26 protein-coding genes are annotated in these 24,615 nt (G+C 44.3%); 15 read left to right on the top strand and 11 right to left on the bottom strand.

The window, feature by feature from the left end; all coding sequences use genetic code 11:
- Positions 1–13: 13 nt before the first annotated feature.
- The 5 genes from NTX44_15230 (at position 14) to NTX44_15210 (ending at position 4,712) form a co-directional block, all read left to right on the top strand.
- On the top strand, positions 14–1,198 hold the full coding sequence (locus NTX44_15230; protein MCX6122963.1) for an MFS transporter: 1,185 nt from the start codon (positions 14–16) through the stop codon (positions 1,196–1,198).
- 124 nt (positions 1,199–1,322) lie between these two features.
- A complete protein-coding gene (locus tag NTX44_15225) occupies positions 1,323–2,729 on the top strand; it encodes an amidophosphoribosyltransferase (protein MCX6122962.1) in 1,407 nt (468 codons plus the stop codon).
- Between the two features lie 107 nt (positions 2,730–2,836).
- Positions 2,837–3,472 carry a hypothetical protein gene (locus NTX44_15220; GenBank protein ID MCX6122961.1) on the top strand — a complete coding sequence of 212 codons (636 nt, stop codon included), beginning with the start codon at positions 2,837–2,839 and terminating at the stop codon, positions 3,470–3,472.
- Positions 3,456–4,250, top strand: coding sequence for a hypothetical protein (locus NTX44_15215; protein MCX6122960.1), 795 nt, complete (start codon positions 3,456–3,458; stop codon positions 4,248–4,250). The genes NTX44_15220 and NTX44_15215 overlap by 17 nt, the downstream gene beginning before the upstream one ends.
- Before the next feature lie 33 nt (positions 4,251–4,283).
- On the top strand, positions 4,284–4,712 hold the full coding sequence (locus NTX44_15210; GenBank protein MCX6122959.1) for a hypothetical protein: 429 nt from the start codon (positions 4,284–4,286) through the stop codon (positions 4,710–4,712).
- 7 nt (positions 4,713–4,719) lie between these two features.
- On the opposite strand, the gene NTX44_15205 is transcribed toward NTX44_15210, so the two are convergent.
- From NTX44_15205 to NTX44_15175, 7 genes are all read right to left on the bottom strand, one after another.
- Positions 4,720–5,853 carry a type III PLP-dependent enzyme gene (locus NTX44_15205; protein MCX6122958.1) on the bottom strand — a complete coding sequence of 378 codons (1,134 nt, stop codon included), beginning with the start codon at positions 5,851–5,853 and terminating at the stop codon, positions 4,720–4,722.
- Positions 5,854–5,947: 94 nt separating this feature from the next.
- Positions 5,948–7,129 (bottom strand): deoxyhypusine synthase, encoded by a 1,182-nt coding sequence (speY, locus tag NTX44_15200; GenBank protein ID MCX6122957.1) that lies wholly within the window; start codon positions 7,127–7,129, stop codon positions 5,948–5,950.
- A gap of 29 nt (positions 7,130–7,158) precedes the next feature.
- Positions 7,159–7,959: a hypothetical protein gene (locus NTX44_15195; GenBank protein MCX6122956.1), complete on the bottom strand. Its 801-nt coding sequence runs from the start codon at positions 7,957–7,959 to the stop codon at positions 7,159–7,161.
- Between the two features lie 72 nt (positions 7,960–8,031).
- Positions 8,032–8,622 (bottom strand): bifunctional nuclease family protein, encoded by a 591-nt coding sequence (locus tag NTX44_15190; GenBank protein MCX6122955.1) that lies wholly within the window; start codon positions 8,620–8,622, stop codon positions 8,032–8,034.
- A gap of 1 nt (position 8,623) precedes the next feature.
- On the bottom strand, positions 8,624–9,598 hold the full coding sequence (locus tag NTX44_15185) for an electron transfer flavoprotein subunit alpha/FixB family protein (GenBank protein ID MCX6122954.1): 975 nt from the start codon (positions 9,596–9,598) through the stop codon (positions 8,624–8,626).
- A gap of 72 nt (positions 9,599–9,670) precedes the next feature.
- A complete protein-coding gene (locus NTX44_15180; GenBank protein ID MCX6122953.1) occupies positions 9,671–10,417 on the bottom strand; it encodes an electron transfer flavoprotein subunit beta/FixA family protein in 747 nt (248 codons plus the stop codon).
- 97 nt (positions 10,418–10,514) lie between these two features.
- Positions 10,515–11,462 (bottom strand): threonine/serine dehydratase, encoded by a 948-nt coding sequence (locus NTX44_15175; protein MCX6122952.1) that lies wholly within the window; start codon positions 11,460–11,462, stop codon positions 10,515–10,517.
- Positions 11,463–11,600: 138 nt separating this feature from the next.
- On the opposite strand from NTX44_15175, the gene NTX44_15170 reads away from it, so the two are divergent.
- The 9 genes from NTX44_15170 to hisIE are packed head-to-tail and all read left to right on the top strand — an operon-like array spanning position 11,601 to position 18,896.
- Entirely contained in the window at positions 11,601–11,885 is a 285-nt protein-coding gene (locus tag NTX44_15170; protein MCX6122951.1) for a YerC/YecD family TrpR-related protein, read from the top strand.
- 42 nt (positions 11,886–11,927) lie between these two features.
- Positions 11,928–12,803 carry an ATP phosphoribosyltransferase gene (gene hisG / locus NTX44_15165; GenBank protein ID MCX6122950.1) on the top strand — a complete coding sequence of 292 codons (876 nt, stop codon included), beginning with the start codon at positions 11,928–11,930 and terminating at the stop codon, positions 12,801–12,803.
- Complete coding sequence (gene hisD / locus NTX44_15160) at positions 12,800–14,089, top strand: histidinol dehydrogenase (GenBank protein ID MCX6122949.1); 1,290 nt, start codon at positions 12,800–12,802, stop codon at positions 14,087–14,089. The genes hisG and hisD overlap by 4 nt, the downstream gene beginning before the upstream one ends.
- Before the next feature lie 12 nt (positions 14,090–14,101).
- Positions 14,102–15,148 (top strand): histidinol-phosphate transaminase, encoded by a 1,047-nt coding sequence (gene hisC, locus NTX44_15155; GenBank protein ID MCX6122948.1) that lies wholly within the window; start codon positions 14,102–14,104, stop codon positions 15,146–15,148.
- Positions 15,145–16,236, top strand: a complete 1,092-nt coding sequence (gene hisB / locus NTX44_15150) for a bifunctional histidinol-phosphatase/imidazoleglycerol-phosphate dehydratase HisB (GenBank protein ID MCX6122947.1) — start codon at positions 15,145–15,147, stop codon at positions 16,234–16,236. Before hisC ends, hisB begins: the two co-directional genes overlap by 4 nt.
- Complete coding sequence (gene hisH / locus NTX44_15145) at positions 16,233–16,829, top strand: imidazole glycerol phosphate synthase subunit HisH (protein MCX6122946.1); 597 nt, start codon at positions 16,233–16,235, stop codon at positions 16,827–16,829. The genes hisB and hisH overlap by 4 nt, the downstream gene beginning before the upstream one ends.
- Positions 16,820–17,548, top strand: coding sequence for a 1-(5-phosphoribosyl)-5-[(5-phosphoribosylamino)methylideneamino]imidazole-4-carboxamide isomerase (gene hisA / locus NTX44_15140; protein MCX6122945.1), 729 nt, complete (start codon positions 16,820–16,822; stop codon positions 17,546–17,548). The genes hisH and hisA overlap by 10 nt, the downstream gene beginning before the upstream one ends.
- Complete coding sequence (gene hisF / locus NTX44_15135) at positions 17,542–18,297, top strand: imidazole glycerol phosphate synthase subunit HisF (GenBank protein ID MCX6122944.1); 756 nt, start codon at positions 17,542–17,544, stop codon at positions 18,295–18,297. The genes hisA and hisF overlap by 7 nt, the downstream gene beginning before the upstream one ends.
- Complete coding sequence (hisIE, locus tag NTX44_15130) at positions 18,297–18,896, top strand: bifunctional phosphoribosyl-AMP cyclohydrolase/phosphoribosyl-ATP diphosphatase HisIE (GenBank protein ID MCX6122943.1); 600 nt, start codon at positions 18,297–18,299, stop codon at positions 18,894–18,896. The genes hisF and hisIE overlap by 1 nt, the downstream gene beginning before the upstream one ends.
- Before the next feature lie 109 nt (positions 18,897–19,005).
- On the opposite strand, the gene NTX44_15125 is transcribed toward hisIE, so the two are convergent.
- From NTX44_15125 to NTX44_15110, 4 genes are all read right to left on the bottom strand, one after another.
- A complete protein-coding gene (locus tag NTX44_15125; GenBank protein ID MCX6122942.1) occupies positions 19,006–19,398 on the bottom strand; it encodes an ACT domain-containing protein in 393 nt (130 codons plus the stop codon).
- A gap of 107 nt (positions 19,399–19,505) precedes the next feature.
- Positions 19,506–21,845, bottom strand: a complete 2,340-nt coding sequence (locus NTX44_15120) for a hypothetical protein (GenBank protein MCX6122941.1) — start codon at positions 21,843–21,845, stop codon at positions 19,506–19,508.
- Positions 21,846–22,027: 182 nt separating this feature from the next.
- Positions 22,028–22,840 (bottom strand): hypothetical protein, encoded by an 813-nt coding sequence (locus NTX44_15115; GenBank protein MCX6122940.1) that lies wholly within the window; start codon positions 22,838–22,840, stop codon positions 22,028–22,030.
- A gap of 40 nt (positions 22,841–22,880) precedes the next feature.
- Entirely contained in the window at positions 22,881–23,246 is a 366-nt protein-coding gene (locus NTX44_15110; GenBank protein MCX6122939.1) for an endonuclease domain-containing protein, read from the bottom strand.
- A 205-nt stretch (positions 23,247–23,451) separates the two neighbouring features.
- Between NTX44_15110 and NTX44_15105 the strand changes: the two genes are divergently transcribed.
- Positions 23,452–24,102: a helix-turn-helix domain-containing protein gene (locus NTX44_15105; protein MCX6122938.1), complete on the top strand. Its 651-nt coding sequence runs from the start codon at positions 23,452–23,454 to the stop codon at positions 24,100–24,102.
- Positions 24,103–24,615: the final 513 nt, after the last annotated feature.

Here is a 24,615-nt window from a genome sequence, read left to right as displayed (position 1 = left end):
TTTAAATTCAAATATGCAAAAACAAAAACTCATTGTTATTTCGTCTGTTCTGGTCGATGTCATCGGATTCGGCATTGTCATTCCTATCTTGCCGTTCTATGTTACGGAATTCGGCGCTTCGGCAGTCATCGTTACGCTTTTATTTGCCACATTTTCCTTTTTTTCGTTCTTGAGTGCGCCGCTGCTCGGAGCGTGGTCAGATAGAATCGGACGAAGACCGATCTTTCTTCTCAGTGTTGCCAGCACGGCAATAGGATGGTTCGTCTTTGCGAGTGCACATTCTCTTTGGATGCTTTTCCTTGGCCGTATTATCGACGGATGCGCTGCAGGAAACTTCACGACGGCACAAAGTTATATGGTAGATCTTGCGAAAGATGAAAAGGAGCGGTCCGCAAATATTGGACTTATTGGAGCGGCATTCGGTATAGGATTCATTTTAGGCCCTTTGATTGGCGGTGCGTTAAGTAAAGTGTCGCATGCATTTCCATTTTGGATCGCGGGTGCACTTGCCACAACAAACGCTGTCTCTGCATTTTTCTTTCTACCAGAGACACATCATAAACGCGATGCGCACAGTCCGATGAATTTTAATCCACTTGCACCGCTCATGCGAGCAGCACGAGATGAAAAATTGCGCCCGCTTTATTTCACATGGTCATTCTTTGCCTTCGCCATTGTAACAAGCCAGACAGTCTTCGGTCTATTTGTAAAAGATGTGTTTGGATTTAGCGCGTTTCAAACCGGGATGATGTTCACGATGGTCGGTGTGATTGTTGTGATGAACCAGGGCTTTCTACTTAAGAAGTTTTGGCTGGAAAAATTTTCGGAGTCAAAACTTGAAATTATGATGCTTCTAGTGCTAGCGATTTCCTCTCTCATGGTCTCGACAGAAATCTTATTGTTGTTTTATCTGAGCTTTCTTGGTTCAGGAACAGGCCAGGCTATACTCCGCGTTGTTATTACAAGTCAAGCTGCAGCCGCAGCCGATCCTTCAAAGAAAGGAGAGACGATGGGAGTTCTCTCTGCGCTGATGTCTGCATATATGGTGATAGCACCGATTCTTTCTGGCTTTTTGTACGAGATTCATCATTCTGGACCGTACATACTATCAGCTGTGTTGTTAATGCTCGGCGTTTATTTTGCATTGATGTTCAAGAAGCGGCGTGAAAAGAATCCAACAAGTTTACATATAGCCTGAATGTCTTCCTCAAAATAGTTCTAAGATAATTAGAAATATTCTTGTATTATTGTAGCGATGTTGTTTCATCATCGCAGCCTAGATTTTTTCATCCCCAAATATTTATTCTTGCATAAGGAAAATTATGGGTGGATTTTTTGGCAGTATCGCAAAACATTCCTGTGTGTCGGATGTTTTTTACGGCACCGATTATCATTCTCACCTCGGCACAAAAAGGGGAGGAATGTCATTCTTCTCTCAAGAGAACGGATTTCAGCGTGCCATTCATAGTCTAGAAGACGGATATTTCAGAAATAAATTTGAAGCCAATATTACCGGCTTCACAGGAAATCTTGGAATCGGTGTCGTCAGCGATACTGACGCTCAGCCGATTCTTGTTACATCGCATATGGGACGCTTTGCTGTGGCAACGGTAAGCAAGATTGTCAACATTGCAGAGTTAGAAAAGCGATGCCTAAAATTGCGGCACACATTTACAGAAACGAGTCAGGGTGCAATTAATCCAACTGAACTGGTTGCAATGCTGATTGCCGAAGGGGATGACTTTACATCCGGTATACAAAATGTGTATGATCTTGTGAAAGGTTCTTGCTCCATATTGATTTTAACTGAGGATTGCATTATTGCGGCCCGCGATAAACTTGGAAGGACACCCATTGTTTTAGGAAAGAAAAAAGAAGCGTATGCCGTTGCTTTTGAAACATGCGCATTCCCGAACCTGAACTATGAGATTGAAAAATATATAGGCCCCGGAGAAATTATACGTATCACGGCAGATGGATATGAACAATTGCGCAAGCCGAATGATAACATGCAAATATGTTCATTTCTCTGGGTGTATTATGGTTATCCGCCATCGTTTTATGAATGCAAAAATGTCGACGAATGCCGTTACCGCTGCGGTGCAGCACTTGCCAAGAGAGATTCTGTAGAGGCGGACTTTGTTGCAGGCATTCCTGATTCCGGCATTGGGCATGCGATGGGATACAGTAACGAAAAAAGAATTCCGTTAAAAAGGCCCTATGCAAAATACACGCCTACATGGCCGCGGAGTTTTATGCCGCAAAGCCAACATATGCGTGACTTAGTTGCCAAAATGAAGCTCATACCAAATGAATCGGTGATAAAAGGAAAACGAGGAATATTCCTTGATGACTCGATTGTGCGGGGCACCCAGCTGAAAGATAACGTGCGTGATTTGCATGATGCGGGTATGAAGGAAGTTCACATGCGTATCGCATGTCCACCTCTCACATTTCCATGTGAGTTTCTTAATTTCAGCCGCTCTAGATCTAACATGGATCTCGCATCGTACATTGCAGTCAAAGAACTTACCGGTAGAGAAGATTGCGATATGAAAGGGTATTCTGATCCCGAAAATGATAAATACAAATCTATGGTAGAACAAGTTAGGAAGAGACTTGATTTTACATCTTTACAATATCAGAAACTGGATGATCTGGTCGAAGCGATAGGACTACCCAAGGAGAAACTCTGCACACATTGCTGGGATGGATCAAGTTATTTTTAGCATCGTGACAATGCCAATATAGCAATCGACAACGAACTGCATATTTTAACTCATTTGTTTGAACATGTAGAGCTTCTTTATACTTTGTGTTCAGAATAGGGGGTAATATGATAGTAAAATGGCTTCTTGTCGGCATCACCATTGTAACCATTGGTTTCTTTCTTCCGGGCAATTCGCCAGAATTGTGGCCCTCGATGGATACTGCCGGAATAATTGCAATGCTTTACATTGCAGCACTTATGATCTATACATTAAGGTATCCTTTCCCAGTACGGACACGCATTATCGCTGTGATTTGCAGTATTGTCGTCTTGGGTTGTATCATCACGACATGGATCACCTCGGAAAATCAAAGTTATTGGCAGAAAGAAACGCTTCTTTCGATTAGAAGTATTATTGGCCGTGACTTGATTTTATCTGAAGTACCGAATGACCTCATCGAAGTTCTTGAGCTCTTTCATACTCAAGGAAAAGTAAAGAATACTACTCTTGGTCAAATATTTCAGCAAACATATCCACATGCTCCCGTGCAATCAAATATCCATCAGTTACACGAGGCATGGGATACCTCAATGGTATGCACATTGACTGTTTTAACAGATACTCAAGTAATAGTCGTTGCGCAAGATAGATACGCACGAGGAAGAAATCCGCTTTTTGAAAATATCAATGGCAAAAAAGGGACCATACAGGAAAAATTTATTCTCACAGAGCAAGGAGTAAACCATGAATCAGAAAATTGATACTCCTGAACCGGATAAAAAGAAAGAGCCGTTGGGTTTCTCTAATGATTTTATATTCATGCTTGTCATTCTCACTGGCGCTGTGCTCTTTTCACTTTTTTTCAATTATTATTTCCTACCTGATCGAACATCTGATAGAAATTTCGGCATTACCTCTTCGCCTTGGAATAAAGCATCAAACTTAACCATAAAGAATAGTGAAAAAGAATTCTCAGGCAGCCCGCTTGATCTTGTTCCTTTTTCTCAGCGTCTTTATTTGCTCATCAGCATTCTTCTTTTTATCATTGCACCGGCCCTCTTTTTCTTGGGTTGGAAGAAACGATACGAAGAAAAAACGACAGAAAAGAATAATAATGTTCCTCGAGCATATACGATATTGTCAATAATTGGAGGTTCCTTTATTCTTGCCTTGGCAATCTATTCTTTTTTGAAAATGTATATAGAAATAAAAATAATAGATAACCCATTGAGAGCCTCGACGGCAATCCAAACCAACAAGGACAATATCATCAATGATCTCAATGCGACTGCCTGGCAAGTGCATCAGTATAAAGCATTGCCTCATGAATTGGGCGGTGGTCATGGATCGTTTATTGGATATATATTACCAGTTAAACTTTCAGAGACTGAAAATGGCACATATACAACATCCGGTATGGATAGTACTGTTATTCTCACCGGCCAATCAAAGATTTATTCGGATGCCAGTGTTAAAGTGCGAATAGATAACCATGGAAAAATGAGTGATTGGCAATATTTCGGTAAGTTTAAAGAGTAAGAGTATATCGTTTTTGTAGTAAGGAGAAAGAAAATGCTCAGAACGGATAAGAAAATTCATATTGATTGGAGGTGGGTAGGAATTGGGTATTGTTTTATGGTTGTCGTTCTTTTATTACCCGGCATTATTTTCAGCGTTGTGCTGGTCTATATAAATATTAATATTTTAAACGTCCTGATTAACACCCCCACTATAGTCCGATTAATTGCCACCCTTGAAACTATAGTCATTGCATTCTATATCGGCTATCGCTCAAAAGGGAAAGCAATATTTGAACCGGGTATTTCAGCATTATTGTATTACGGAACAATGGCAGTGAGTCATTATTCTATACCTAAAACCATTGGTTTCTATTACTTTTGGGCAGTTGTGGTATTTTCTTATACTTCGATGAGTGCTTGGATTGGTAAGTTAGTACAGGCGCGAATAAACCGTGGTACTGTCGCACAAATCGATGAATAATAATATCTCACAAATTCATGTGTATAATTTTTGATCCGTTGAATCCGTTAAATTTTGTAGACGACGCTGTACTGTACGCTCCGATATTGTCAGTTAAAAGATAATCGCCAACTTCCAGGCTTGCCGGCAGTTCCGCCGATAACGTAATTTTATCGAAACTGTCGCATGTGGGTCCGACCACTGCGCATATTTCTTTTTCACCTTCCTTCCAAGCACTGAAGTTCGGAATCCAATGATCGTATACTACTCCAGAAAAAGTATGATACACCCCATCATTGATATGATAGAATACTTTTCCATCTCTGCGGGCTTTGCCGATGATTTCAGAAACGAGCGTCGCGGCGGTTGCTACCATGAAACGTCCAGGTTCAGCAAGAATTTCAATGTCATCCGGGAACAGCCTTTTGAATTCTGAATTCAATAAACCGGCAAGAACTTTAAATTCCGGTACTTGCGGATCGTACGGAACTGGAAATCCGCCGCCAATATCTACCAAATTGAGATTGAATCCTTTTCTACGGGCATCGTTAAAAATCTCTGAAGTGATAGCAAGCGCTGCTGTGAAATTGTCGAAATTTGTACATTGGCTGCCTACGTGAAAACTAATACCTTCAACCTTTAATCCCATATCGAATGCTTGTTGTATCAGTTTTTGTGCATCGGCAGGTTCGGCGCCAAATTTTGAACTCATTTCAACTTGTGAACCGGTATCTGGAACTTTCAGCCGCACAACCAATCCTGCAGTCTCGCAATGATCTTTTAGCTTTTTCAGTTCGTCGCTATTGTCAAATGTCACCAAGGGTTTGTATTGCTTGATCTTGCTCAGCGTGATTTTGTCTTTGATTGTGTTGGAAAAAATAATCTTATCCCAGACAAAATGCTTTTTATCTTTTTTGTCGAAATGTTTTATATACTGGTACACCTGCATGAATTCGTTGTATGATGCTACATCAAAACTGGATCCTTCTTTGAACAAAGTCTCGATAATCTGCTGAGTGGAATTTGCTTTGACTGCGTAATAACACTGAACCCGCGGTAAGTGTTTTTTAAATGTCCGGTAGTTTTCCCGAATTTTATCGTGATCGAGTATGAACAACGGAGTGCCATGCTGTTCTACTAATTTCAGAAGCGCTTCTTTCATTTCTATTTCTTTCCTTGTTGTATAAAAATAAAACCGCTCAGTGCGTGAAGCATATCTTCAGCGTTCTTTGCGGTCTATTGAGTCTCGTAGGAAATTATGCAAAAAGCTTATTCATAAGCGATTTTAATTCCTCAACTTCTTTATTGTTTTCAAGATACGATTTGATAAGTTTCTGCCGAAGTTCATCGCCGCGATCGTACAGTCGTTTCAGTTTCTTTGGCTTTGTTGTTTGTATGACATAAGCCGCCATGAGTGGAAAGGCAATAGTCGAATCTACATATGCGGTTACCGTTTCGTCAAGTTTAGTAGGATCTATTTTACCCCAGCTGGCCGCTTCGCTTGGCGGTGCACCGGAAAGACCGCCAGTGTCCGGTCGTGCATCGGTGATATTAATATCATAATCCTGACCTGCTTCAGGAATCATCAATACTTCCTGAATTTGCGGCTCAGTTTGTAGCATAAAATTCTTGGGGCTGCCGCCGCCGATGAGAATAACGCCGGTTTTTCCTTTTTCATATTGCTTGGCGTTCAGTATGATGGCGGTCGAGTCGTTGACGTCGATACTCGGATTAATCTTGAGTTTGAATCGATCGAGCATTCCGGATGCTTCTGCAAGCAATTCCAATCCAGCTACATTCATACCAATTGTTGAATCGCCGGGGGAGGATGTGAAGACTGGAATACCATTTCGATATGCAGCCGCGAGCACACTTACCTGACCGATATTACTCTTATGCTCGTATTCATTGATCACTTTGCCAAGATGATAATAGTATTCCCGGGTTCCCATCTCCTTTTGGAATTCAGGACGCAGCATAATTTTCCGTAAAATTTTATCTGACTCCATCAGTACATCTTGATAATCAAAAAGGATGTCGTAAATTCTTGTCACCCCTTTGTCGCGAAGATCGGCATCATCCACGTTATGACTACCGCGGAAGAGCGGCATATTGAAAGCAAAATGGAGATCGTGGTACATATTCGCACCGGTTGCAACGAGCCAATCTACAAATCCATGATTCATTAATGGAATAATGGTCGATGGACCGAGTCCTGCGGGTGTCATTGCACCTGCAATACTCAAACCAATAGTCACATCTTCCTGGGAGTATTTATCACGCAGTAATTGACACGCCGCTCTCAGTCTTCCGCCATTGTAAGCATCCATGTTGTCAATAACGGATGCAAGAGTACTCTCTTTGGAAATTGGTGCGGGAAGAACACGCTTTCCGGTTAAATATTTATCTTTGCCCGGACATTCTTTCTTATGTTCCATAATCATTCCTTTTTCCGTCTCGTAGTTCTTCACTTATCTTTTATCTTCTCTATCAACTCTAACGCTTCTTTCCGAAAGACATCATCGTCTTCGTCTTCTTTAGGCAACGTTGCAATTTTTATCAAATGCCCGCGCGCCTTTCCATATTCATCCATCTCAACGTAGGCGCGGGCACAATCGAGTCGGTACATTATAAAGTTCGGACGTAATTCGATTGATTTTTCGTAATTCTTTATTGCATCATCCATGTTTGCCCAACCAATTCCCAATGGCCAGCGAACAAACTTTGGTTTCTCGCAAAGCTTTGCATTTGTGCGCCCCAGTACGTAGTATGCTGCCGGCTCTGTTACATCGAGAGAAATTGCTTTTTCACAATCTGCCCTTGTTTGTTTAACGAGACTCAGCGATTCAAAAACACCACGGAAGAGTGCAATGCGACCATTCGCAATTGCTTCTCTTGTATACCCCATTGCACCCTGAGGGTTGGCAGCAATCGCTTTTTTTGCATAGTCTAAAGACTTCTCATAAAATTCCAGTTGCTTTTGTTTTTCTGCATCCGTTTTACCGGAAAGATGTTCACCGATGTCAACATAAGTGCGGCTCAGTCGCCAGAGGATTTCATAATCATTTGGTGAAAGAGAAAGCGCTTCGTTGTACTTTTCCAATGCTTTCTTGTTGTCAAACACTTTTTCTGAAAAGTTATTTCCTTCCGCAATCAATTGACTGACTTTGTTTGAATCGTCTGCAACGGTTGCCGCGTAAACGTTCGCTGCAGACACACAAAGGCCAACAAAAAGAATGAGTAACAGAGAATTGGAAATGTGTTTCAAGGTATGATCCTCCTTGATATGTAAGTGAAGAAAAATGCCAAATGAATTGTTGTATGATACCAAAGAATTATGTTATGAATTTCGCCCTTGAAGCTTTTTAAGCTCATCGCGCAGTTGCGCCGCTTTTTCATAATCTTCTTTGGCGATGGCGTCCTCAAGACGTTTTGTCAATTGTTCGAGCTGAGAAAGCTGGGGATTAGGTGGTTCTTCCTGTTCAGGTTTCGCATTGGGTGGAATTGCTTTTTCTTCTTCTCCGCCTTCAGACACAAACGACGCTTCTGCCATTACTTTTTCGGCAACATAAATTGGTGCACCGTACCGTACAGCGATCGCAATCGCATCGCTCGGGCGCGAGTCTATTTCTTGTGTGTCAAGATTGATGCGGGCGTAGAAGGTGCCATCGCGTAATTCGCTAATCAGGACATCTATGAGCTCGCCGCCAAGCAGATCGATAAGATTCTTTATGAGATCGTGCGTCAGCGGACGCGGAGGTTTGATGCCTTCCATTTCTAATGCAATGGATTGTGCTTCGAACGCACCGATGATAATAGGCAGCCGGCGTGCCCCGTTGGTCTCTTTTAAAATCAGCGCGTATGCACCGCCGCTGGCTTGACTGCTGGACAATCCTAGAATATCGACTTGAACTTTGTCCTCTGTGGACATATTATTTCCCGAGAAGCTTTTTCGCTTCGAGCATGATTGCAGGAACGATTACAAATGCATCGGCCACGATACCATAATCAGCAATCTGAAAAATAGGTGCGTCTTTGTCTTTGTTGACGGCAACGATATACTTTGAGGATGACATACCGGCAAGATGTTGAATAGCTCCCGAGACTGCCACAGCAATGTAGAGTGATGGTGAAACAGTCTTTCCGGTTTGTCCAACTTGCTCATTGTGCGGACGCCAGCCGGCATCAACAACGGCGCGCGAAGCTCCGACAGCTCCACCAAGAACATGAGCGAGGTCTTCAATCATTTTAAAATTCTCCGGACCCTTCATTCCGCGTCCGCCGGTAACGATAATATCCGCTTCTGCAACATCTATTTTGCCGGATGCTTGCATCGTTTCAATGACAAGCGATGCGAAATCTGATTCGGCAAGAGGAATATCCATGACCTCAACAGTTGCCGCGGCACCGGTGCTTGCTCCGGCGGGAAAGACATTAGGACGAAGCGTAAAAACCTTAACAGCCGAATTGATTTTTATTTCGGTCAGCGCTTTGCCCGCATACACGGGACGTGTTGCGATAATATTGCCGCCATCAACTTTTAAAGCTGTGCAATCTGAAGCAAGGCCGGCATCAAGTTTCACGGCAATACGCGCCGCTGCATCCTTGCCCATTGCTGTTGCAGAAAGAAAAATGATATCTGCCTGTTCTTTTTTTGCCGCCTCCGCAATGATTTTGGCGTATGCGGTGGAAGAATATTTTCCAAGTTTCGATTGTTCGACGATAAGAACCTTCGATACGCCGTATCCGCCAAGCTCGCCGGCAATGGCTTGCACTTGATCGCCGATAACCAAAGCAATGACGTCTCCGCCTGTTTGATCTGCGATTGTTCGAGCTGTGCGAATAACTTCAAATGCCGACTTTTTAAATTTATTGTCTCTTTGTTCTGCGAATGCAAGTATTTTCATATCAATTCAAAAAGAAAAATTATTAAATAAAAAACAGTTTACTGCTCATCTAAAATTATATATCGAAAAGAATCAAATAACCTTGGCTTCTTCGTGGAGCAAGCGGATCAACTCCGGTACTGCGCTCACATCGGTTCCGATAATTTTTCCGGCGTTCTTGGAAGGAGGTTTACGCATTGCCAGCACTTCTGCTTTCACTTGCGATGGTGTTGGCACTTTCTCTTCGATGGGCTTGCTCTTGGCCGACATAATTCCTTTGAGCGATGGATACCGCGGTTCGTTCAATCCCTTTTGTGCCGTGAACACTGCGGGAAGTGTTGTTTGAACTTTCTCTTTGCCGCCTTCGATTTCGCGTTCTGCAATTGCACTACCGTTCGCAATATCCAATTTTACCGCGACAGAAATGGAAGGCAATCCCAGCATTTCTGCAACCATAGTTCCAACCGCCGCATCATCTGAATCGACAGATTGTTTACCGAAGAAAACAACATCGGCAGAAATTTCTTTAAGCTCATCGGCAAGTGCGCGGGCAACAGCAAAAGAATCGCGCAGTGAATCATCTTTCAATAGAACTGCTCTATCAACGCCCATCGCCAGTGCTTTGCGCAATGTTTCTTTGTGCGAGTCGCCGCCAAGCGATATGGCGATTACTTCGCCGGTGTTCTTTTCTTTTAACCGAAGGCATTCTTCAATAGCGTATTCATCGTAAGGATTGAGAACGAACGTCATACCGGTTTTATCAATATTCTTCCCATCTGACGCAATATTGATTTTTGCCGCCGTATCAGGTACATGGTTAATACAAACTGCAAGTTTCATAGTGTGTTTCGTTATTAGTAATGGATGATTGCCTATTTATAAAATAGGAAAGTTTTCATAAACGAACAAGTCTCATCAAGAGTAGACTCGTTGTTATCTATAACCATTGTTTGAGGAGAGATGGTTCCACATTCCCGCCGCTGATGATGGCACAGATTTTCTTACCGGATAACTTGAGAACATTATGGAAGACAGCCGCCGGAGCAACTGCGCCGGTCGGTTCGACAATAATTTTCATACGCTGCATGCAGTAGCGCATCATCTCGATCACCTGTGTATCGGTCACAGTGATAACGTCATCGACATACTTCATAATAATTTCAAAGTTGCGTTTGCCAACAGACTGCGTTCGCATACCGTCGGCAATGGTATCTGGCGGAGCAATGCGTACGATTTCTTTTTTTCGAAATGACTGCTGGCAGTCGTTCGCCGGTTCAGTCTCCACGCCGATGACCTTGATATGTGGAAAAAAATGCTTTGCGGCAACGGCACATCCACTGATAAGACCGCCGCCGCCAACAGGAACAAAAAGATAGTCGATCGAAGTACGTTCCTGTGCAACTTCCAGCATCAACGTTCCTTGTCCAGCGATAATTTTATCATCATCGAATGGAGGTACCATTGCATAGCCAAATTGCGTCTGCAATTTTTTTGCAACTCGTTCCCTGTCATCAGAAGAATCTTCGCAAAAAACAACCTCGGCACCGTATGATTGAGTCGCATCGACTTTAATGCGAGGAGAATTCTTCGGCATAACAACAACAGCTTTTACATGTAACAGCTTGGCGGCAAGTGCTACCCCCTGTGCATGATTACCGGAGGAATGTGCTACAATACCCCTGTGTTTCTCGTCCTGCGTAAGCGAAGCAATTTTATTGTATGCGCCGCGAATTTTAAATGCACCAACCCGTTGAAGATTCTCTGCTTTCAAAAAGATTTCGTTGCCGCATATCTCGTTCATCCTGCGAGAGGTAAGGAGCGGAGTTTTATGAACCACCGGTTTGACGATGGTATACGCAAGTTCAATATCAGTAACTGAAATCATATAAATTTCGCTATTTTATGCAGTTGCAAAGTAGAGAAAATGATTTTCTTTGACAAGAGAAAAAAAATACTTGACACTCTGGAAAAAATTCTCTAATCTTTTATCAGAGTAAAGTATGAAAAAATATCAGAGTAAAGTATGAAAAAACCAAGTATAAAAGAAGTTGACGATCTGTATAACGCTATTCTCCAGCTCAATTCAGTGGATGAATGCCGGCGGTTCTTTCGCGATCTGCTCACAGAATACGAAATTAAAGAATTCGTAGAACGCTGGAAAGCAGCGCAGATGCTGGCAGACGGCATCCCGTACACGCAAATCGAAGCTGAAACCGGGTTGAGCACACGCACAATCGCCCGCGTAGGCAGATGGCTGAAAAAGGGTAAGGGCGGATATTCGATGATGTTAAAACGAACGACAAAATAACAATACATTTTTTTTGGACTAAACACTTTATCAGGATAAAGTATGCTTGCGACAAATGGAAGAATGAAAATAGCAATCCAGCGGAACGGACGTCTTACCGAAGATTCGGTTTCGTTGCTCCGTGCATGCGGATTAAGTTTTGAATTTCAAAAACAAAGTCTCTACTCACCCTGCAACAACTTTGACCTGGATGTGCTGGCGATTCGGGATGATGATATTCCTGAATATGTGCAGGATGGTGTTGCGGATCTTGGAATCATCGGAGAAAATGTACTGCAGGAGCGAAACGCCCATGTCCATCTCCTTGCACCGCTGGGATTCGGCGGATGTAAACTCATGATCAGTGTGCCGCAGAGATCTGCTGTTCGTAAAATCTCGGACTTGAATGGTCAGCGTATCGGCACAACGTATCCTACAATTCTCAAATCATTTTTAAAAGACAATAAGGTACGTGCGGAAATTGTCGAATTGAGCGGTTCGGTGGAATTGGCTCCGAGCCTTAATGTTGCCGATGTCATTTGTGATATAGTCTCAACCGGCACCACTGCAAAGATGTACGGTTTGCGCACATTCTGCACCGTATTAGAATCACAGGCAGTGCTGGTAGCAAATCCGGCATCGATGCGCGATAAGAAAAAACGCGCAGTTATCGATCGACTCATGATTCGTGTTCATGGTTCGCAGGAAGCTGGCGGCAAGCGTTATCTTATGATGAATGCACCGGCTGATTCTGTCGCGAGGTTGAAGCGTGTTATTCCGAGTTTGAAAAGTCCGACGGTGGTGCCGCTTGCAGAAACGGGCATGGTAGCAATTCACTCTGTCGTGGCAGAAGATGTATTTTGGGATGTGATGGAAAAACTTAAAAAGGCAGGCGCCAGTGATATTATTGTGGTGCCTATTGAAACGATTATCCGATGAAGATTTATTCTGAAAATACATTGACGAGAGAAGAACGCATTTCTCTTCTTCAGCGTCCGAGCACTCTACAAAGCGATTCTGGGAATATCATTCAGGAAGTGTGCCTCACGATCAAACGGCGTGGCGACGACGCGGTGCATGAGTATAGCAGAAAGTTTGATAAAGCGGAAGTGCAAACAATTCGTGTATCGTCAGAAGAATTTGAAGCGGCAAAAAAACAGCTCTCACCTGAATTTAGAGACGCATTACATGTTGCATCAAAAAATATCTGTACGTTCCATGAATCTCAGTTGAATAAAACACAGCGTATCACAACAATGGAAGGTGTTGTATGCTGGCGTGAAGCTCGCCCTCTTGAACGGGTTGGTTTATACGTGCCTGCTGGTTCGGCACCGTTGCCGTCAACAGTATTGATGCTTGGAATACCGGCAGTGCTTGCTGGATGTTCGCGCATCGTGTTATGTTCACCGCCGAAGACGAATGGCACTGTCGATCCGCTCGTGCTTGCAGCCGCAGCAATGATTGGAATTACTGAAGTGTACAAAGTTGGCGGTGCACAGGCAATTGCAGCGATGGCATACGGAACAGAAACCATTCCGAAGGTTCATAAAATATTCGGTCCGGGCAATCGCTACGTGACCGCTGCGAAACAATTCGTTTCGACCGATCCTGAGGGTGCAGCAATTGATTTACTTGCTGGACCATCTGAAGTTCTTATTCTTGCTGATGAAACAGCGAATCCGGAAGTTGTAGCGTATGATTTGCTCTCCCAGGCAGAACACGATGCTGATGCTCAGGTTGTGCTGGTAACAACAAGTGAATTATTAGCGAAGGAAGTACTGCGAATTTTACCGCAGAATGCATCAGAATTTCCACGGAATAAAATTGTCGAGTCATCATTGGAACACGGCTACATTGTTATTGCGAATTCATTTGAGTCGGCTGTGAGATTTTCTAACGATTATGCGCCGGAGCATCTCATCATCAATATGCAAAATGCTGAAGCAATTGTTCCATCGATTATGAATGCCGGATCTGTGTTTGTGGGACAATTTGCTCCAGTAACGGCGGGAGATTATGCGTCGGGCACAAACCATACGTTGCCGACCAGCGGTACTGCCCGCTGGGCAAGTGGAGTCTCACTTGATAGTTTTCTGAAAAATGTTACGTTTCAATCTATTACGAAATCTGGCCTTGAAAGCTTGGCACCGACATTAACCGCGTTTGCGTCTGTCGAGGGTTTACAGGCACATGCCCGCGCTGTCACATCCCGACTTTTAAAGTAATAGCTCAATCATATGAATATAGAATCACTTATTCGAGCAAACATTCGCGCATTGAAACCGTATCACAGCGCGCGTCAGGATTTCCTCTCCGGTATTCTTCTTGATGCCAATGAGAATTCTTTTGGAAGCTCACTGATAGTTGATGACGTATCTCTTAACCGTTATCCTGATCCATATCAGTGTGAATTGCGAACTGTCCTTGCCGACATGAATGGCGTTGGAGTAGAGAATGTATTTGTTGGTGTGGGATCGGATGAAGTTATTGATCTGCTCGTGCGCGTGTTTTGTGAACCGAAGCGTGATTCTGTCCTTCTCTTGGAACCGACGTATGGTATGTATCGTGTCGCTTCGTCAATTCAAAATGTTCAAATTCATCCATGCCTGCTGACCGACAAATTCCAAATTGATCTTGATGCAGTGAAAAAGACAATCGATGAAACGACGAAGCTGATCTTCTGTTGTTCACCAAACAATCCAACAGCAAATTTATTATATTCAAAAGATATTCTTGCATTGTGTGAACTTGGAGCTATGGTCATTGTTGACGAAGCGTATATAGATTTTGCACGATCAACATCGATGGGAAAACAATCGTCCAAGCATCCTAATTTAGTTGTGATGCGCACACTTTCAAAAGCGTGGGGATTGGCTGGAATTCGTCTCGGGTACTGCATAGCCGATCCGATTGTTATATCTTTTATGATGAAGGTTAAAGCGCCCTACAATATAAACGCGCTGACAAGCCGGGCAGCGCTGCAAGCGCTTCGCAAAGGAGAAGAAGTGCGCCGAACGATTGATTTAATTGTGGAAGAACGCGAATGGCTTTCCGCTCAACTGACAGCTCTACCGTGCATAGAACATGTTTTTCCATCTGACGCAAACTTCATTCTTGTTCGATGCAAAAATGCAACGGCTCTTTATAAATATTTGGCATCAAAAGAAATTATTATTCGTAATCGCACGACAGAACCGCTCCTGGAAAATTGTTTGCGTATTACCGTCGGTACTCGGCATGAGAACGAACAATTGATTCGTGCCATAAAGGAATATTGTGCATGAAAGTTATTTTTCTTGATCGTGACGGCACTATTATTGTGGAACCGCCAGATGAACAAGTGGATTCCTTGGAGAAGCTTGAATTAATTCCAGGCGTCATTCAAGGGCTGCGACTTTTGCAGAATCGTGGATATATTTTTGTGCTTGTGTCGAATCAAGACAATCTTGGATCATCAGCATATCCGAATGAAAAGTACGAAATCGTTCAGAACAAATTAATGCGGTTGCTGAATGGTGAAGGAATTCAAATCAATGCTGTATTCATTTGCCCACATGGTGCAAATGAAAATTGTGCGTGTCGGAAACCCAAAACAGGTTTAGTAGACAAGTTTATTCGTTCTCATGAAGTCGATCTTTTTCGGTCATTTGTATTTGGAGATCGTGAGACGGATGTCCATCTTGCACGCAATATCGGCTGCAAAGCTATTCGCTTGACATCCAATGAATCAACGAGCGCTGATTTTAAAACTGGAAGCTTTATTGAAGCATGCCGTTATATCGTTCGATCGGATCGCTCGGCAGCCCTCAAGCGAAATACAGCGGAGACAAAAATTTCTGTGGAAGTATGTTTGGATGGTACAGGCAGTTATGAAATACATTCAGGTATCGGTTTCTTCGATCACATGCTTGCTTTACTAGCGAAACATTCCGGCATCGATATGAAAATCGAAGTACAAGGCGATCTTCAAGTGGACGAACATCACAGCGTCGAAGATACAGGGTTAACGCTTGGCGAAGCGATCCGGCAAGCGCTTGGCGATAAGCGCGGTATCGAGCGGTACGGATTTCTTCTGCCGATGGACGAATCGATGGCGCAAGTTGCGCTGGATTTGGGCGGGCGGCCATTCTGTTCGTTTAATGCGCCATTCGAGCGCGAAAAGGTCGGCGAATTTCCAACAGAATTAGTGGAAGATTTCTTCCGTGCATTTGCCGACGGCTTGCGGGCAAATCTCCATATTACTGTTGCCGGCAGAAACGACCATCATAAGATTGAAGCAATCTTCAAAGCGGTAGCGCGTGCGTTGCGGCAGGCGGTAACACAGAACGAACAAAATGCCGATGTGCTTCCTTCAACGAAAGGTATGCTGTGATTGGGATTATTAATTACGGTGCTGGCAATATTCGATCGGTAAGCAATGCGCTCAATCGGCTCAGTGTACCGCATTTTATCTCTCATGATTGCGGTGAACTTAATAAAGCCGATAAACTTATTTTTCCTGGAGTCGGCGAAGCACGAAGTGCGATGGATGCACTTATACGCGCTGGGCTCACTGATTGGCTGAAAGAAGTGACCGTTCCATTTCTTGGAATCTGTCTGGGAATGCAATTGTTATTTGAACATACGACAGAACGAGCCACCGATTGCCTCGGTATGATTTCCGGAACAAACGAGCGGTTCAAGAGCGAAAAGTCCAAACTCAAAGTACCACACATGGGATGGAACCAGGTTCAGCAGGATGGTAAAAATCCGTTATTCTCCGGAATTAAATTTGGCGAATATTTCTATTTTGTCCATTCCTATTACGCACCGATTGTTCCGGCAACCATCGGTATGACGGACTATGATGTACAATTCACATCAGCAATGCAACAAAAGAATTATTACGGGGTTCAATTCCATCCTGAAAAATCCAGCAAAGTCGGGTTGCAGCTTCTGAAAAATTTTATTGAATTATGCTCATAATTCCAGCAATCGATATTATTGACGGTAAATGCGTCCGCCTGCGTCAAGGCAATTACGATCAGAAAACTGTTTACGGGGCATCGCCTGCAGAGATTGCAAAGCAATTTGCGGAAGCCGGATTCACGTTTTTACACATTGTGGATTTACAGGGAGCAAAGGAAAAGAAGATTGTCAATTGGGATTCCATCGCATCTATCATCGCAGTGCCGGGATTACAAGTGGAAGTCGGAGGCGGAATTCGCACAACGGACGATATAAAGAAACTGATTGAAATCGGAGTGTCGCGCGTTGTGATCGGCAGTGCGGCGGCAAAGTCACCAGAGTTAGTAGAGTATTGGATTAAACAATTTGGCGCCGATAGGATTGTTGTCGGCATGGATGTGAAAGACGATACGGTTGCCATCAGTGGATGGTTAGAAGACAGTCATCGTGCGCCAATGGGATTTGTGCTGGACATGATAAGGCGTGGTGCAAAAATATTCATTTGCACCGATATTTCACGCGATGGAATGCTGGGCGGAGTGAATATTGATTTTTATCAAAATCTAAAATCTGCTTTCCCAAAACTATCCATTATCGCTTCCGGAGGCATCTCGACACTGGAAGATGTACAAGTATTGAAAAAAGCAGAGCTTGCCGGAGTGATTATCGGCAAAGCCATCTATGAGAATAAGCTGCCAATCGATGAACTTGCAAAGATGAACGGTGCCGTATGTTGACGAAACGTATCATCCCTTGTCTCGATGTGAAAGACGGTAGAACCGTGAAGGGCACAAATTTTTTGCAGCTTCGTGATGCTGGCGATCCAGTGGAGTTAGCTGCACGATATTCCGAAGAAGGCGCTGATGAATTGGTTTTTCTTGACATTAGTGCAACGCTCGAAGGGCGAAAAACTTTTTTACAAATGGTCGAACGTGTAGCGGAAGCTATTCAAATTCCATTTACCGTGGGCGGCGGCATTAGTACTGTGGACGATGCCGGACGTGCTTTAGATGCAGGCGCAGATAAAGTTTCGCTCAATTCTGCAGCGCTTGCGTGCCCATCGTTTATTGATGAGGCAAGCAAGCGAGTTGGCTCGCAATCGGTTGTCGTTGCTCTTGATGTTAAAAAAAACAATGGAAGCTGGACAGTATGGACAAAGGCCGGCACGGAATCAACGGGTAAAGACGCGCTTCTGTGGGCGGATGAAGTAGTTCAGCGCGGTGCCGGTGAGCTGCTTGTTACATCGATGGATCGCGACGGAACGACGGCAGGATATGATGTTGAGTTGCTGAGAGCTATATCGGATCGCGTTTCCGTTCCATTGGTTGCATCAGGCGGCGCCGGCAGTAAAGAACATTTGCGGGATGCAATCCTGCTTGGTCACGCCGATGCAGTGTTAGCGGCGAGCATTTTTCACTATAACAAAATTTCGATTTCCGATCTGAAATCATTTCTTCACGATGCTAATATTCCGGTGCGAATGTAATGGATACATTAAACTTTGAAAAATTAGGCGGACTTGTTCCTGCCGTTATTCAAGATGTGCGAACGAACCAAGTACTCATGGTTGGATTTATGAATCCGGAAGCGTTAGAAAAGACACTCGCCGACAAGAAGGTAACGTTCTGGAGCCGCACGAAAAAGCGTTTATGGCAAAAAGGAGAAACATCGGGTCATTTCCTTGAATTTGTTTCGTTGCAAACGGATTGCGACAAAGATTCGCTTCTCATCAAAGCAATTCCACATGGGCCTGTGTGTCACACGAATCAGTTTACCTGCTTTGGTGAAGATGAATCGATAGATGTAGGCAATGTGTTGTGCAGACTGGAAGAAACTATTCGCAGCCGTAAACAGATGATGCCGGAAGGATCTTATACTTCGAAATTATTCAAGGAAGGAACGCCGCGCATTGCGCAAAAAGTTGGCGAAGAAGGTGTGGAAGTTGCGCTCGCTTCGGTTCTTGGTGATAAAAAGCGTTTCACAGAAGAATCCGCCGATCTTCTCTTTCATCTTCTCGTGCTTTTGCGTCAACAGGATTTGACACTTGCAGATGTGACAAAAGAATTACAAAGTAGGATGAAATGACTTCCTCAAGTCAAAAAACAAATCTTGAATATCAAACAACTACCAAAAAATGTTGGATATTCAAATTTTGGAACTTGTTTGTTAAGATTTGAAATTTGGAATTGAACAATTAATCTTCATGAACAAACTCGTGTCCTGCATGCTGGAGAGCTTGCGTTGCCTTTACGAGATGTTCTTCCATCAGAAAGATGTAATCGGAATTGAAGGTAGAAACCGCAAATATACTGATCCCCGCATCGGTCAATGGCTTTACAAGAGAGACAAGAACACCAGTCGTATTCGATGGAATTTGCTCTGTTGTATGTATGCAGCGATATCCAATTTCCTGTTGACCTTTATCCGGTGCCATAAACTCTGGACTAATTATGGTAAGGTCTTCGTCTGTTCGCATGACGAAACACATCTCTCCCTTGGCAAAGACGGACGGCAGTTCTGCGAACTGCGGCATCTTGCTGATGGCAAACTTTTCATCGAGTAGCCGTAATTTCAACTTGTGGTCCATGTGCGCTATTCCTGTCAAAGGCAGGATGAATCTCCCCCATATTCTAATAATAGGGAAGATACAACTTCTCCACCAATCTCGCAAGGACATTTCGCACACGACTCTATTTAAATCTCGATTCTGAACAACGGCAAGTCCTGATTCTTCGGGCGTCCAGGCAGTTTTTTCCGCTTTGGCTTGCTGATACCAAAATGCATTTTCAATCGCTCTACGTCGTATCCAAATGGCAGCAGCAGCGTTTCCACGGCTCGCAGTGCAAGCTCGGTGTATTGCTCGATGTCATAGCCATCTTCGAACGCATACAGTGCGATGGGCTTGGCCTTTTCCGGCTTTTTCTTTCCAGATTGGTCTAAAATGATGAACTCTATCGACTCGCCCGCCGAGAGGTGCACCCCCATTGCTTCCACCATCTTTGAAACAACTGCACTGATACTGTTGTTGACGTATTCATCAGCTTCGTGCGTGATGTGACGTTTAAGGACCAATTCCATCGGGTTCGCGCGTCCGCTTTGAAGGAGTGAAATATAATTCCGGGCAACTTCCAACACTTCTAATACCAATGCCGATATTTCTTCAACAGTCTTGGCGGTTGACATCTTATCCAGCATCGCTTTTTGCATGTTCTTGATGAGCTTCGGCGTGTCGCGGCGCCGTGCCTCAATACCGCGCATTTTCAAATCGCCGTGCTTGTACCATCCAACATAATGATTCGCTGTAGTGATCAACGGATCTGTTTTGGAAGCGGGAAAGAGTATCCAATTATAAATGCCTTCCAGCGAAATGTTGATGCCGACGCGCGCAGAGATTTCGCGGGCGAGTTCTTCGTAATCGTTCTGCGTTGCACCAGTTTTTTTTAGCCATACGCAATCGATAATTCCATGGAGAAGCTGATAGCCGCGGCTCTCGGCGATTTCTTTTGCGGTAAGAAGGATGTCGCGCGAGAAAGCGTTCACTGATTCATGCGCTTCAATGCGTCCGAACCGCGCATTTTTATAGCCGAGGTACCCAAAGCAGCTTACGAGCATCCACTTGAGCGCGCTCTGCCTACAGTCATACCGTTTGAAAAGTACTTCATCCTTTCCCTTGTATTCTTTTTTCTTCTGTTTGTAGTACGCCCGCCTGGCAACGACGGCGCGCAATGTCTCCGGCACAACACCTTTTCGTTTTTCACAAATCGTGTAGCCGAGCTCCGGTACTGCGCTGTTCTTATCTGCCTTGCCGGCAGTCGGGCAACAGCGGCAGTTGATTGTTTCCGGCGAGACATTATTGTTGACCATGATGCTTGGATACATCGACGCAAAATCGAGTTCAGCAACATCTTCATGATAGCCAAGCGGCGGATTGAAGATGAGTCCGCCGCGGTCGGCGAGCAGAAGTGTTGCGGCGGATTTGAATTCCTCCGGTTCGCGCTTCTTCGATGGAATTAAAACGTTGTTGCGGTATGCCCACGAAAGCTGCATAGACGACATGGATGTGCCGATGCTCGCGCGCCCTTGTCGCTGTCCGCACATCTGCGTAAGGCGTGTCATTTCGAACAGACCGTCAAGATCAGCCTCTGCAACAGTAAACGAATTGTGCGCATCCACGTGCCAGCGGCCTGCGAGCGTGAACGCGCCGTCCTTGTGAACAATCTTGCCGTACTGAAAGAAACTGGACTCCTTTGTTGTGCGAAACTCGGCGCCTGCATCTCTGTTGAGGAGCAACGGAATATTGGATTGCCGGGAAAGAGCAAAAAGTTTTGGCAGAAGAACAGCGTCACCGTAGTCGGTTACCAAAATATCGGGATCACAGCGGTAGAGATGCCAGTTGAGTGCTTCGAGCAATTCTTTTGGAGAATCCTGCTCCAGCGCATACGTGCGGTTATCGTAGCTGATTTCTAATTGCAGAAATTTTTGGTATTTCGGCGGGACAAAATCATTACTGTTGCGAATCTGCATGATGGAAAACGGTGGCAATGTATATTCAAAAGCTTCACGGCTGTCTGTCAAGTTCCAGTTGAGCAGTTCGCCCTGTGTGCTGATTTCATATTCACCGTATCCGAGTGGGAACAACTGCGTTTCGTACAGAAATTGTTGTTCCACCGACACATCGGAATTGAAGAAGGCAAAATGGGGAAAGAATTTTTCAAAGTACCACACTGCTTCCCTCAACTTCATCGGATCATGAACGAACATCTGGAGAACATCAATAGAATCGCCGGAGTAAATCTCTGTGCGCGCTGTCGGTGTGAACGAGACAGGAACCGGACATCGTGCGCCAAGCGCAACTGCCCTCTTTGTGTCGGATGCATTGAGATGAAGAAAAAAATATGGTGTGAATTGCCGGGAAAAACGCAGACGATTGCCGTTGTGATCAATAAACCACAGTGTCACTCCGTGCTCAGATGGATAGACATCGAACAACCACGCGGAGACAGACGATTGCCGATTGATTTTTGTCGTACTCAAGTAATTGATACTCATTGACTCACAGACTAATGGCTCATCGGCTTAATCTCTTCATTTCTTCTTCCAACCGTTTAATTCTTTTCTGTTGTTCGACGAGAATCGACATCATCATGCTTTCGAACGGAACAGCGCGCATGGCGTAAAAATTTTCCGCTAAGTGTAATTTCGCCGCACGGAATATTTCATCGAACAATTCCTGATCTTCTTTGCGCAGTCCGCGGCGGAATTTTGCCCAGCTTGACAATTCCGCATCGATCAGGTTGGTGAAGGTTGGTACCGTCCGTCCCATAATTTGTTTCTCCTCTGGCGATAAGCTGAACAGCAGGTGTTGTTTGTTGTGATTCCAAAAAAAGTTGAAGCGTACCTTGTTCGTTGGTATCGAGTTTGTACACGCGATCCGCGCCCTTCTTCAGCGTGTTGAATAATTGATTGCGTTCTGGCGGAGCGACAGTTCTTTCTAAACACACGAGTAAAAGCGAGGCGCCCGTCGCCTTCATGTTTTGGAATGAAACCAAAAGTCTTTGAAGAATCTGCTGCACCTCCCGCAGGGAAGCTTGTTCATCGTAAAATGTGTCGAGCAGTCCAAAGATCAATGCTGTATTTGAACGGATGGTTGAAAGAAACGAAGGCAGTTTGTGCACAATCGCCTGTTCCATCTGGTAACAGGTGAAGCCGCGTGAGATGAAGATGCGATTGAGAAATTTATTCGGGTCGATTTTCCGCGTGCGAGCAAATCGTGAGAGCGCGTGCACGTCGAACCGGTTGCAGCCGTCCACCACGGCAAGTGAATTTCCGCCAGCCATCGCATACGCCGCCATCTGAAGCGATAATTGAAAAATAGGGCGTTCACCGTACAGCAGGAAGACCTTTCCTGGTTTTTCCGCAAATGCGCGGATGATACTGCCCGAACCGGCTGCCGCCGCATTATCATGTATTTCTGATGCAGCCGTTGAGCTCGAGGGCGAACGATATTTTGTATGAAATGATGGAGTCATGAATCTGATCTATAATACTGCCGTCCCCCTTTTAGGGGGACTACAGGGGGTTCTGCAGCGCACCATAAATTACATCAATTACTCCATCAACATTTGTCGAGATTTCAGAATTATTAAACCTTAACACACGATATCCTTGCGAGCCCAAATATTCATCGCGTTGCCGATCTCTTTCTAAACCATGCATTGTCGAATGTTGAGCTCCGTCAATTTCAACGATGAATTTTTTCTGCCAGCACATAAAGTCAACAATATATTTTCCAATAGGGACTTGTCGTCTGAAATAATGGCCTAACTGATTTCTTCTCAATCGAGACCAAAGCTTCTGCTCAGTATCTGTCATGTTCTTGCGAAATGCCCTCGCTTGGCCAATTGAAGCATGCCGATATTGAATTTGATCTTTCATCTTTTTCAGAAACCTCTCCCTAACCCTCTCCTAGTAGGAGAGGGGATTGTTTTAGCATAATCTTTTTAATGACGATACGACATTTTTGTCGTCTTGTCAAGAGTGTCAATCAAAGAACGGAGCGCTAATGTTTAAAAAAGCTTGACAATACAGTGTATAATGCATTATCTTAGTAGTGACATTTATGTCGTTTTGAGGAAATCACATGAAAACTACAATTGCACAACGCATTCGGGAAGCGCGCTCCTTCAAACAATTAGATCAGGGAACACTTGCTGCGAAGATTGACATCGCTACGCGCACGGTCCAGCGATGGGAAAAAGGCGAGCAGGTTCCCGACAGCAATTACCTTATGCGCATCGCTAAAACAACCGGCGTGCTGGCCCGCTGGCTGCTCACCGGAGAGGGGGAAATGCTTCCCACTGATTTGCACAAGTCTAAGATTATCCCGCTGCCGACAAGCCGCTACAAAAAAGTGACGCTTGTTTCTCTGCCGTTGTTTGCTTCTGTGCCCGGCGGAACGCCGAGCCATATTTTTCATCCGGAACAAGCCGAGCGGCATATCACCGTTGACGATGTGCGGGATCCGGGCGCATTTGCGCTTGAAGTGAAGGGGAACAGCATGTCTCCCCGCATTGAGAACGGCGATATTATTGTCGTGAGCCCGACGCATGAAGTAAAGAGCGGCGACATCTGCGTGGTGCGTGTGGACGAAGAAGATACGGTCAAGCGGATCAAGATCGATGAACAGTTCGTTCACCTCATTCCATTGAATCCGGAATACGAACCGATGCTCGTGCGCAAACGCGATGTCACCTTTATGTGGCGCGTGATCAAAGTGATAAAGAGTGTGTGAGAAGGTGGATGTCAGGAAATCTACTACGGCTCCGTAAGAGTCGGACGTTTATAAAGCACGTAACGTTATAGTTACAGCTCCAAGGAGTCGAACTATTTAACGCCTCAGATATTGAACGTTATAAATAATAATAAAATGACACCGTAGGTGTCATACGTTTGTAACATAAACAGTTGAGGCAGTTTCAACTCCGTAGGAGTTGAACTCCGATGGAGTTTGTTTCGTGTGAGCAAATAATTACAAACCTGCAGCTCCTAACGGAGCTGTTAGGAGAAAATGAAAAATGTTCGTTGGTTGGTACTTTATCCAGCAATAAATGAGCATTGCCGTTGGAACGGTCTTGGCAAATAAAAAATAACAGCTGATTATGGAATCCTTGAATAAATTTTCTCTTGTAGCCCCCTGCGGAATGAACTGCGGCATTTGTATGGCGTATTTGAGAGAAAAAAATAAATGTCCCGGTTGCAGAGGAACGGACACCTATAAAGCAATCACCCGTGTTCGATGTAAAAT

This window comes from Ignavibacteriales bacterium (assembly GCA_026390575.1).
Taxonomy (GTDB): Bacteria; Bacteroidota; Ignavibacteria; order UBA10030; family UBA10030; genus Fen-1298.
This window is presented reverse-complemented; position numbering and strand designations above follow the sequence as displayed.